Origin of the sequence: Kitasatospora sp. NPDC004799 (assembly GCF_040609095.1) — a bacterium.
In the GTDB taxonomy this organism is placed as follows: domain Bacteria; phylum Actinomycetota; class Actinomycetes; order Streptomycetales; family Streptomycetaceae; genus Kitasatospora.
On sequence record NZ_JBEXJK010000333.1, the window covers coordinates 1 to 9,300 of the forward strand.

Consider the following 9,300-nt stretch of genomic DNA (forward strand, 5'->3'; position numbering starts at 1 on the left):
GCTCGCCGCACTCGCGCTGGGGGCGGCCGGGTGCGGGCCGGACGGCCCCGCCCGGCCCGCCACCGCGCCCCTCGCCCTGCCCAGGTCCGCGCCCACCAGCCTGGGCGACCTGACCGGCTGGAAGGTGGAGGACTGGGCCCGCTACGTCGCCGACAGCGCCTTCGCCAACGACGCGCCGCCCGCGTCCTGGCCGGCGGCCCGGATGGACGCCGCCCGGCCCCGGCCCACCCCGGAGTACTCGCTGACCGCCCCCGCGGCGGCCGGCGTCGAGCGGGACGCCCCGCCCGCCGCCGTCCCGGCCGAGCCGCAGCCGCACCCGTACGGCCCGGCCGGTTCGGTGGTCGGCCGGCTCTTCATGACCACGCCGCAGGGCGACGCGGCCTGCTCCGCCACCGTGGTCTCCGACCCGGTCAACCCGGGCCGCAGCAACCTCGTCTACACCGCCGCGCACTGCCTGCACGACGGCAAGGGCGGCGGCTGGCTGAAGAACCTGGTCTTCGTGCCCGGCTTCAACCGGGACGGCCGGCTGGTCCGCGGCAAGCCCGGCCCCGACCAGCAGGCCGCCCCGTACGGCCGGTGGACGGCGGTGCGCGCGCTGGTCTCGCCGACCTGGCTCCAGGAGGGCGGCGTCGGCGCCCACCACCAGTACGACTACGGCGTCCTGCGGGTGCGCGGCGAGGACGGCAGGTCCCTGGAGGAGGTGGTCGGCGGCTCGGTGCCGATCTGGTTCAACGCCCCGCGCGAGCAGATCACCGCGACCGCCGCCTACGGCTACCCGGCCGAGCGGCCGTTCGACGGACGGGAGCTCGAACACTGCGACTCCCCGGTCGCGCCCGGGCGGCTCTCCTTCGACCGGACCCGCCCGCCGATGTACCTGATCGGCTGCACCATGACGGCCGGTTCCGGCGGCGGCGGCTGGTTCGTCGTCAGGGACGGGAAGCCCAACCTGATCAGCGTCGGCGCGCTCGGCAACCGCAACCCGGCGGGCTACCAGGCCGGGCCCGCCCTGCAGGACCAGGCGAAGCAGGCCTTCGACTACTTCGCCAAGAACGTCAGGTAGCCCCGCCGGAGCACGCGGAAGGGCCCCGGGACGGACCGCTGGAGTTCCAGCGGCCGCCTCGGGGCCCTTCGGTACGCCGCGGCCTCAGCCCTGCAGGGCCACCGCGAAGTACTCCAGTTCGGCGGCCAGTTCGGCCGGCACCTTGGCGTGCAGCAGGGTGCCCTCGCCGGTGTGCTCGGTGGAGAGCAGCTCGCCCTCGGCGTGCACCCGGGAGACCAGCGCGCCCTGGGTGTAGGGCACCAGGGCCCGCACCTCGACCGCCGGACGCGGCAGCTCGTCGTCGATGAGCCGCAGCAGCTCCTCGATGCCCGCGCCGCTGCGGGCCGACACCACGATGGCGTGCGGCTCGCGGCGCAGCAGGCGCTGGAGGACGTGCGGATCGGCGGCGTCCGCCTTGTTGATCACCACGATCTCCGGCACGTTCTGCGCGTCGACCGAGACGATGACCTCGCGGACGGCGGCCAGCTGCGTCTCCGGCTCGGGGTGCGAGCCGTCCACCACGTGCAGGATGAGGTCGGCGTCGGCGACCTCCTCCATGGTCGAGCGGAAGGCCTCGACCAGGTGGTGCGGCAGGTGCCGGACGAAGCCGACGGTGTCGGCCAGGGTGTAGAGCCGCCCGCTCGGGGTCTCGGCCCGGCGCACGGTCGGGTCCAGGGTGGCGAACAGCGCGTTCTCCACCAGCACGCCCGCGCCAGTGAGCCGGTTGAGCAGGGAGGACTTGCCGGCGTTGGTGTACCCGGCGATGGCCACGGACGGCACCTGGTGGCGCTTGCGCTCCTGGCGCTTGGTGTCGCGGCCCTTCTTCATGTCGGCGATCTCCTTGCGGAGCTTCGCCATCTTCTCGCGGATCCGGCGCCGGTCGGTCTCGATCTTGGTCTCACCGGGACCACGGGTGGCCATGCCGCCACCCGAGGAGCCGGAGCCACCGCCACCCATCTGCCGGGACAGCGACTGGCCCCAGCCGCGCAGCCGCGGCAGCATGTACTGCATCTGCGCGAGCGAGACCTGCGCCTTGCCCTCCCGGGACTTGGCGTGCTGGGCGAAGATGTCCAGGATCAGGGCCGTCCGGTCGACGACCTTGACCTTGACCACGTCCTCCAGGTGGATCAGCTGGCCGGGGGTGAGTTCACCGTCGCAGACCACGGTGTCGGCGCCGGTGGAGGCGACGATGTCGCGCAGTTCCTTCGCCTTGCCGGAGCCGATGTAGGTGGCCGCGTCGGGCTTGTCACGGCGCTGGATGACGCCGTCCAGCACCTGGGAGCCGGCCGTCTCGGCGAGCGCGGCGAGCTCGGCCATCGAGTTCTCCGCCTCCTCCAGCGTGCCGTCGGTCCAGACGCCGACGAGCACCACGCGCTCCAGGCGGAGCTGGCGGTACTCGACCTCGGTGACGTCCTCGAGTTCGGTGGAGAGGCCGGCGACCCGGCGCAGGGCGGCTCGCTCGCTGCGGTCGTACTGGTCGCCGTCGTAGTGGTGGCCGAGGTCCTCGTCGATGGCCGCGAGGTCCTCGTCCATGAGGGCTTCCGCCCGCAGACCGTCGATGCGGCGCGTGGCGTCGGCGTGGTCGCGGGTGTCGAACGTGGAGGTCATTCTGTCCTTTGGCTCGCTGGTACGGGTGGCCTTTCGGGGACCGCGGCGGTCCCGTACGGAGTCTGCCCAGCTGCCGCCCCGGTTACCGTCCGGGCGGGGTGAGCTACCCCTCAGGTCCGCGGGTGCCGCTCCGGGCTCCTGTGCCCGGAGAACGCCGTGGACCGGCCGTGAATTCCCCATGATGGTCGCACGCCCGGCGCGGACCGGTCATCCCCATTATTTCCCGGGGAACGAGCCTCTAGGGTCGGCCCCAGGCGCCCTCCGGGGCGTGCGGGCGGCTCACGTCGTACACCCCGGAGACCTTGAGCATCGCCCGCATCAGCCCCGGCAGCGCGGCCGGCTCGGGCAGTTCCACGGTGTAGGTGTGCCGGACCCGGGACTCCTGCGGGGGCTCGACCTCGGCCGAGACGATGCCGACGCCCGCGCCGGAGATCGCCGCGGTGAGGTCGGCGAGCAGCCGGGGCCGGTTCAGCGCCTCGGCCCGCAGGGTGACCCGGTGCCCGGCCGCCGGCGCGTCCCCCGACCGCCAGCGGACCTCCAGCTCGGCCCGCCCGTCCGCGCGCATCCGCTCCCCCGCCGGACAGCCGGTGCGGTGCACCGCGACCGCGCCGCCGCGGATCGGGTAGCCGGCCACCTCGTCCGGCGGCACCGGGGTGCAGCAGCGCGCCAGCCGGACCGGCGCCCCGGGCCGTCCGGCCACCACGACCGGGGCGGCCCGCCGCTCGGCGGCCGGGCGGCCGGGCGGGGCGGGCTGGCCGCCGGCCGGGCCGGTGCGGACCACCGGCTGCCGGGCCGGGTGGTCGGCCAGCCAGCGCTCGATGGCCAGCCGGGCGGCCGGGGTGCGGGCGTGCGCCAGCCACTCGGGGGCGGGGCCGGAGGGCTGTCCGCCGCCGGCCGGGAGGGTCTCGGTGAGCACCGCGATCCGGTCGCCGTCCTCCAGCACGGTGGACAGCGCGGTGAGCCGCCCGTTGACCCGCGCGCCGATGCACCGGTGGCCGGTCTCCTCGCCGAGCAGGTAGGCCGCGTCCACGCAGGTGGCGCCGGCCCTCAGCTGAAGCGTTTCGCCGCACTCCGTCACCACGGTGATCTCGCGGTCGCCGGCCAGGTCGGCGGTGAGCGCGGACCAGAAGGCGTCCGGGTCGGGCGTCTCCTGCTGCCACTCCAGCAGCCGGCTGAGCCAGCCCGGGCGGGCCGGGTCGGTGCGGTCCAGCTCGTCGGCGTCCTGCACGGCGCCGGCCGGGGACGGGTCCCCGAGCGCGACCACCCCGGTCTCGGCGACCTCGTGCATCCGCCGGGTGCGGACCAGCACCTCGACCACCGCGCCGTCGCTGAGCGCCACGGCGGTGTGCAGCGACTGGTAGAGGTTGAACTTGGGCGCGGCCACGAAGTCCTTGAACTCCCCGGGCAGCGGCGTCCAGCAGGTGTGCAGCTCGCCGAGCACGGCGTAGCAGTCGGCGTTCTCCTCGACCACCACCAGCAGCCGCCCGTAGTCGGCCGGCCGGGGCTCCTGCGGCCGCCCGTCCGGCCCGGGCACGGCGGCCCGCCGGAGCAGCACCCGGTGCAGCGAGACGCAGTGCCGGGGCCGGACGGTCACCTCGGCGGCCACCCCGGCCTCGGCCAGCTGGCGGCCCAGCTGCCGGGCGAAGGGCTCCAGCAGGGTGTCCGGCTCGGCCTCGTGACCGGCCATCAGGGCGCGGGTGCGGGCGTGCTCCTCGGGGTGCAGGGTGGCGAAGACGATGTCCTCCAGCTCCGCCTTGAGCACCTGGATGCCGAGCCGCTCGGCCAGCGGGATCAGCACGTCCCGGGTGACCTTGGCGATCCGCACCTGGCTGGCCGGCTTCATGTGCCGGATGGTGCGCATGTTGTGCAGCCGGTCGGCCAGCTTGATCACCATCACCCGGACGTCGTCCCCGGTGGCGACCAGCATCTTGCGGAAGGTCTCGGCCTCGGCGGCGGCGCCGAAGTCGACCTTCTCCAGCTTCGTCACCCCGTCGACCAGGTAGGCGACTTCGGGCCCGAACCCGGCACTCACCTGGTCCAGCGTCAACTCGGTGTCCTCGACGGTGTCGTGGAGCAGCGAGGCGACCAAGGTCGTCGTCCCGGCGCCGAGTTGGGCCAGGATCATGGTGACGGCCAGCGGGTGGGTGATGTACGGCTCGCCGCTCTTGCGCTTCTGGCCGCGGTGGCTGGCCTCGGCGAGCCGGTACGCCCTGGCGAGCAGGCCGAGGTCGGCCTGCGGGTGGTGCCGGCGGTGGACCCGGACGAGCGGCTCCAGGGCGTCCGGCACGGGCGGCCGGCCGGTGGCGAGCAGCGCGGCCCGCCCGGCCCGGCCGAGGGCGGCCCGGCCGAGCTCCCCGAGGGGCCGCCTGGCCCCGGCCTGCCGTACGGTCGTCGGCTGCCCCAGGGGCTGCCCGGCTGAGATGGTCATCGGCACCTCGCTGCTACCCCTCCAAAGGGGTGTCGACCCGTTGGTCAATGCTACCGAGGAGAGCACGTTCCGCGATGCCATGATTCCGATCTGCGACCGATATCACCCGATCGGGGGGATTCATCACCGTACGAATTGGGCAAACCGGGCCGCCGCGCCTAGCGGACCGACTCCCACCAGCGCGCGTCCAGCCGCCCCTCGGCCACGATCACCGCCGGCCCGGTCATCTGCACCCGGCCGTCCGGGTGCTCGGTGATGACCAGTCGGCCGCCCAGCACGTCCACGGTGTACGAGACCGCCTCGCCGGTGACCGCCGGGTCGGCGCCGTCCCGGCGGATCGCCGCCACCGCCACCGCGCAGGCGCCGGTGCCGCAGGAGCGGGTCTCGCCCGAACCGCGCTCGTGCACCCGCATCGCGACGTGCCGCGGCCCGCGGTCCACCACGAACTCGACGTTGACGCCCTCCGGGTAGGCGCTCGCGGGGCTGGTCAGCGGCGCGGTGTACAGGTCGCCCGCGTGGTCCAGGCTCTCCACGAAGGCCACCGCGTGCGGGTTGCCCATGTTGACGTTCAGGGCCGGCCAGCGCCGCTCGCCGACCGCGACCTCGATGCCGTCCGGCCCGGGCAGCCGGGCCCGGCCCATGTCGATGGTGACGTCGCCGGGCGTGCCGTCCTCGGCGGCCTCGGCGACGGTCGCGGTGAGCACCCCGGAGCGGGTGGCGACGGCCAGCTCGCCGGGTTCGGCCAGGCCTGCTTCGACCAGGAAGCGGGCGAAGACCCGCAGGCCGTTGCCGCACATCTCGGCGATGCTGCCGTCCGCGTTGCGGTAGTCCATGAACCACTCGGCCCGGTCCGCCATCCCCGCGCCGGCCGGGTCGGCGGCGGCGCGCACCACGCGCAGCAGCCCGTCCGCACCGAGGCCGGCCCGGCGGTCGCACAGTACGGCGACGGTCTCGGGACCGATCTCCAGGGCGCCGTCCGGGTCCGGGACGATGACGAAGTCGTTCTGGGTGCCGTGCCCCTTGAAGAAGGGGATGCCGCCCTGCTGGGGAGAGGATGCGCTCACCCGTCCGATGGTACTGACATCTGCCCGCTCTGCTGTTCGCCCGCTCGCCTCCGGGGCGCTCTCGATCCGGCGCCGACGGTCGGCGCTCCCCTTCGGCTCGGGGCGGGTTTCAGCCGTGGGCAGGGGAGGCCCGGCCCGCTCAGCGCAGGTAGGCGACGCGCCAGACCGCGAGCGCGCAGGCGGCCACCGCGATCAGGGTGTAGACCGCGATCGCCTTCCAGCCGGCCCGCTTCCCGGAGCCCCGGCGCGGCAGCCCCGGCCACTTGTACCCGGCGTGCCGGGCGGCCATCGCGCCCCAGCCGAACGAGGCGGCGGTGAACAGCAGCCCGAGCATCCCGACCATGGTGGCCCGCGCCCCGGCCGAGCCGAAGGCGAGCGGGAAGGCGAACATCAGCGAGCCGAGGGTGCCCAGCAGGGCGATCGGCAGCGTCTGCCACCAGCGCAGCCGGCGCAGCGGGCGGATCTCCCGCTCGTGCACCGCGCCGCCGGGCGGGGTGCGGGTGTCCAGGGCGGGCACCGCGGTCGCGTAGGAGGTCGGTGCCTCCAGGCCGGTCAGCACGGGGAGGTCGCCCATCGTCGACTCGTCGAACTCCTCGGCCGGTGCGGTGACACTGCCGCCCTGGCCGGATTCGGGGCCGGTACCCGTCGACACACGGCCTCCCCTGACAGTTCGACACGAGCGGACTCGCGGCCGGGCACGGTCGGCCCGTTCGGCCGACCCCTACGGCATCGATGATGGCATGTCCAGGGAGGCGTTCCGGGCCTGACCGGGGTCGACGGGTGATCCGTGGCCATCACGTGATCGGGCCGTGACCGCCGGTTCGTCCTGCACGGTCGCCTGCGCGCGCAGGTGCACCGCCGGATTGGCCGGAAACCCTTCCTACGCGGCCGGAACTCCCTGACGGCCGATCAGTTCGAGGGACCGTTCCAGCAGCTCGACGGGGTCGGTCCCGGCGGGCCGGGAGAGCCAGTTGATCCGGTCGTCGCGCCGGAACCAGGACTCCTGACGGCGCGCGAAGCGCTTGGTGGCCTGGACGGTCTCGGCCCGGGCCTCGTCCTCGGTGCACTCGCCGGCGAAGTGGTCGAGCACCTGCTGGTAGCCGAGCGCCCGGGAGGCCGTCCGCCCCTCCCGCAGCCCGGCCCGCTCCAGCTCCCGCACCTCGTCCAGCAGCCCGGCCTCCCACATCCGGTCGACCCGCAGCGCGATCCGCTCGTCCAGTTCGGGGCGCGGCACGGCGACGCCGATCTGCACCGCCTCGTAGACGGCGGTGTTGCTCGGCAGGTTGGCGGTGAACGGCTGCCCGGTGATCTCGATGACCTCCAGGGCGCGGACGATCCGCCGGCCGTTGCTGGTGAGGATCGCCTCGGCGGCCGCCGGGTCCAGCTCGGCCAGCCGCCGGTGCAGCGCGTACGGGCCGGCCTGCTCCAGTTCGGCCTCCAGCCGGGCCCGCACCGCCGGGTCGGTGCCCGGGAACTCCATCTCGTCGATCGCCGCCCGGACGTACAGCCCGGAGCCGCCGACCAGGACGGGCGTGCGGCCGGCGGCGAGCAGCCGGTCGATCTCGGCCCGGGCCAGCCGCTGGTACTCGGCGACGCTGGCGGCCTCGGTGACGTCCCAGATGTCCAGCAGGTGGTGCGGCACTCCCTCGCGCTCGGCCGTGGTGAGCTTGGCGGTGCCGATGTCCATGCCCCGGTACAGCTGCATCGAGTCGGTGTTGATCACCTCGCCGTCGAGGCTGCGGGCGATGGCGACGGCCAGGTCGGACTTGCCGGCGGCGGTCGCGCCGACGACGGAGACCACACGGGGAGGGACGGCACGCGGGGTACGGGAGCTGCTCACCGCTCCAGTCTCGCAAAAGCCCGGCAGGGGCGAGGACCGGGCTGCCACTCGCCCGCGACTGCGCGACGATATGACTGTTTCCCGGAGATTTTCCGGCCGTTTCCCCGATTGGGCCCGGTTTGCGAACGCTTCGCCGGGCACGGTCGTTGTCCGGGCAACAGCGGACGAAGGAGATCGTCATGGGTCTGATGGACAACCTCAAGGGCAAGGCCGAGGAGCTCAAGGACAAGGCCAGCGAGTTCGCGGGCAAGCACAGCGACCAGATCGAGAAGGTCGTGGACAAGGCCGGCGGCGCGATCGACAAGGCGACCAAGGGCAAGTACAGCGACAAGATCGAGCACGGCACCGGCAAGGCCAAGGAGGCGGTCGACGACTTCGCCCACAAGCCGAAGCCGGGCGACGAGGCGCAGCCCCCGCAGTCCTGAGCCCTGCCGGGGCCGGGGCCGGCAGGCTACGACCAGGACGCCACGAAGTACCCGACCCCGTACGGCGCGTCCTGGTAGCCCAGCCGTCCGGTGAGGCCGGCGCCCTCCGCGGCGCCGGCCAGCACCTGCCAGGGCGCCCGGCCGTCGGCCTTGAGCTCGGCGGCCAGGCCCGGGTCCAGCGCGGCCAGGGCGGGCAGGTCGGCCGCGCCCAGGGCGGCGGCCAGCGCGGCGTCGAAGCCCTCGGCCCGCTCGTCCAGGTAGCCGGGCGCCTTCACCGACCGGCAGGCGCTGCCGTCGCCGAGCACCAGCAGGCCGACCCGGTCGGCGAGGCCGGCCAGGCCCTGGCCGAGGCCGAGCATCCGGTCGGCGGGGGCGTCGGCGGGCACCGCGCAGGCGTGCGTCGGCAGGGCCACCCCGGCGCGCTCCAGCAGCCAGGCGCCGACGGTCAGCGAGGGGGCCAGCTCCGGCCCCTCGACCCGGTCGCCGGGCAGCTTGGCGACCAGCGGCACCCCGTAGCGGTGGAAGGAGCCGGCCCCGCCCTCGGTCCACACCTCGGCCGTCGATCCGGTGCCGACCACCACGAGCAGCTGCGGTCCGGCCGCGACCAGCGCCGCCAGCGCCTCGTCGCAGGCCGCGCGCAGGCCGTCCAGCTCGGGCGCGGCCCCGGCGGCGACCTCGGGGACGAGCAGCGGCGGACAGGGGCACACGGCGGCGGCTACCAGCATGTGGATCACTCTAACCAAACGTGACGGCGGCCCGGTGGGAGTCGGAGCCGTACCCTCGCCTCCGGGGCGAAGGGGGCTCGGCGTGCTGCGCCGTGCCGCCGTCCGGGACCTGCTCGCCGGTGCGGTGTTGCCGCTGCTCGCCGTCCTGGTCCTGCTCGTCGTGCGGGAGCT

General features: G+C 74.6%; 8 protein-coding genes. 2 read left to right on the forward strand and 6 right to left on the reverse strand.

The genetic code is table 11. The features are described from left to right. The coding region (locus ABZW03_RS30920; protein WP_355265535.1) for a hypothetical protein at positions 1–1,060 on the forward strand (1,060 nt) is incomplete at its 5' end. An 84-nt stretch (positions 1,061–1,144) separates the two neighbouring features. Here ABZW03_RS30920 and hflX read toward each other — a convergent pair. From hflX to miaA, 5 genes are all read right to left on the reverse strand, one after another. Then, complete coding sequence (hflX, locus tag ABZW03_RS30925; protein ID WP_355265538.1) at positions 1,145–2,647, reverse strand: GTPase HflX; 1,503 nt, start codon at positions 2,645–2,647, stop codon at positions 1,145–1,147. Positions 2,648–2,885: 238 nt separating this feature from the next. Next, positions 2,886–5,075, reverse strand: a complete 2,190-nt coding sequence (locus tag ABZW03_RS30930; protein WP_355265541.1) for an HD domain-containing protein — start codon at positions 5,073–5,075, stop codon at positions 2,886–2,888. A gap of 158 nt (positions 5,076–5,233) precedes the next feature. After that, on the reverse strand, positions 5,234–6,139 hold the full coding sequence (dapF, locus tag ABZW03_RS30935; protein ID WP_355265544.1) for a diaminopimelate epimerase: 906 nt from the start codon (positions 6,137–6,139) through the stop codon (positions 5,234–5,236). A gap of 139 nt (positions 6,140–6,278) precedes the next feature. Further along, positions 6,279–6,791 carry a hypothetical protein gene (locus ABZW03_RS30940; protein WP_355265547.1) on the reverse strand — a complete coding sequence of 171 codons (513 nt, stop codon included), beginning with the start codon at positions 6,789–6,791 and terminating at the stop codon, positions 6,279–6,281. A gap of 228 nt (positions 6,792–7,019) precedes the next feature. Continuing rightward, positions 7,020–7,979, reverse strand: coding sequence for a tRNA (adenosine(37)-N6)-dimethylallyltransferase MiaA (miaA, locus tag ABZW03_RS30945; protein WP_355265550.1), 960 nt, complete (start codon positions 7,977–7,979; stop codon positions 7,020–7,022). Positions 7,980–8,158: 179 nt separating this feature from the next. Between miaA and ABZW03_RS30950 the strand changes: the two genes are divergently transcribed. After that, positions 8,159–8,404, forward strand: coding sequence for an antitoxin (locus ABZW03_RS30950; protein ID WP_355265552.1), 246 nt, complete (start codon positions 8,159–8,161; stop codon positions 8,402–8,404). A gap of 26 nt (positions 8,405–8,430) precedes the next feature. On the opposite strand, the gene ABZW03_RS30955 is transcribed toward ABZW03_RS30950, so the two are convergent. Beyond that, positions 8,431–9,129: a class III extradiol dioxygenase subunit B-like domain-containing protein gene (locus ABZW03_RS30955; RefSeq protein WP_355265554.1), complete on the reverse strand. Its 699-nt coding sequence runs from the start codon at positions 9,127–9,129 to the stop codon at positions 8,431–8,433. Positions 9,130–9,300: the final 171 nt, after the last annotated feature.

Coding starts and splice junctions, on each gene's coding strand:
- ABZW03_RS30955 (WP_355265554.1), bottom strand. CDS start 9,129: ATGCTGGTAGCCGCCGCCGTGTGCCCCTGTCCGCCGCTGCTCGTCCCC.
- ABZW03_RS30950 (WP_355265552.1), top strand. CDS start 8,159: ATGGGTCTGATGGACAACCTCAAGGGCAAGGCCGAGGAGCTCAAGGAC.
- ABZW03_RS30930 (WP_355265541.1), bottom strand. CDS start 5,075: ATGACCATCTCAGCCGGGCAGCCCCTGGGGCAGCCGACGACCGTACGG.
- hflX (WP_355265538.1), bottom strand. CDS start 2,647: ATGACCTCCACGTTCGACACCCGCGACCACGCCGACGCCACGCGCCGC.